The organism is Actinoplanes sp. ATCC 53533 (assembly GCF_003947245.1).
In genome coordinates, this window is record NZ_QHHV01000528.1 from 1 (window position 1) to 1,201 (window position 1,201).

The window sequence follows — 1,201 nt, forward strand, 5'->3', positions numbered from 1 at the left end:
GACCATTCGAATCAGCTGCGCGAGCTGAATCCGCGCTTCGGTGACAGACCGCTCGATCCTGCGAGGTGATGCCGCCGATTCAGGCTGTTCCATACTTGCATCGTGACGTGCAGGTATGACAGTTTTCGTCGTCACCGTCGCCATGGCTGAGCACGATGGCACGCGGTCGCAGTGCTCCGAGGCCGACGGCAAGGCCGCGCGTCAAAGCGGGTATCCGGCGCGGAGAAGTGCTGCGCGGAGATCGACCAGTGCCTGTGTGGCCTGACCAAAGTTCTGTACGGCGTCGTTGACAGTCGCGGCCACGGTGTCAGCGGCCGGTACGGTGATGGAGCAGGCCCAGCCCGTTCGCGGCAGCCAAGGCGGAGAAGCCGATGAGGCCGCCGAGCGGCTCCGCGTCTCGCGGAGGCAGTACCTCGGCGAGATGATGCAGCCGCAACTGGGCAAGTTGGGCGAGGCCACGCTCTGCAATGATCCGATCGCCACCGACCCAGCCCGGCAAAGCCGGCGCTATAGCCGCTGGCGAACCGGACTGCCCGAAACTGGCGGCTCCCGGGCCGACCAGTCCACAGTAGGGCCGCCGGAGTTACCGACGACAGTTCTGAGCAGGGACTTAGCGCTTCGTCCGCCGCCGGGAAGCAACGCCATGCGCACCCTCAGCACTGTCGTCTCCTGGCCTCGCGCTGGCTAGACCACCGTTCGACATCAGCGCCGAGCCAAATCCGGCCCTGCGCCAGTTCGGCGCACGGCTTCGGGAAGTCGGTGCGACGACTCAGCTGGTCGGCGCGTTGCCGGCTCACACCACCGAATCTGACCCTCAGTTCACTGATCCCCAGCAGCACGATCTCAGCCATCCACCAATAGTCATACAGCACCTAGTCCCATGCAACCCCCTGATCGTGTCGCGTCCACCGTGCGGAGCGCGGCTGTCGTCTGCCAGTTGAACCGAGGCACTGCCGATGGATCTGAGGCACCAGGGCTCGGCGGCACGGGCCCAAGCTCGTGACCAGCGGGAGCCTGGCACGGGAGCGCGGCGGTTTTGCCTCAACTCCACTGTCAGAACGCGCACCCGGCCGCTGCCAGTGGAGTTGAGGCACCGCAGGTCAGCCCGCATCTCGTGCCTCAGGTCAATTGGCAGACGACAGCGGCGGCGGCGCCCGCACGCTCCGTCGGACGCACCCGCCGTGTCCGGTGACAAGCGATC

The 1,201-nt window shown here is 66.4% G+C and carries 2 protein-coding genes; both read right to left on the reverse strand.

What is annotated here, in order from left to right:
* Positions 1–307: 307 nt before the first annotated feature.
* Entirely contained in the window at positions 308–499 is a 192-nt protein-coding gene (locus DMB66_RS59795; RefSeq protein ID WP_125812693.1) for a hypothetical protein, read from the reverse strand.
* A 154-nt stretch (positions 500–653) separates the two neighbouring features.
* A complete protein-coding gene (locus tag DMB66_RS59800; protein ID WP_125812694.1) occupies positions 654–851 on the reverse strand; it encodes a DNA-binding protein in 198 nt (65 codons plus the stop codon).
* Between the last annotated feature and the right edge of the window lie 350 nt (positions 852–1,201).

What these genes read in the sequence shown, in the direction of transcription:
- DMB66_RS59800 (WP_125812694.1), bottom strand. Translation starts at nt 851, where the DNA reads ATGGCTGAGATCGTGCTGCTGGGGATCAGTGAACTGAGGGTCAGATTC.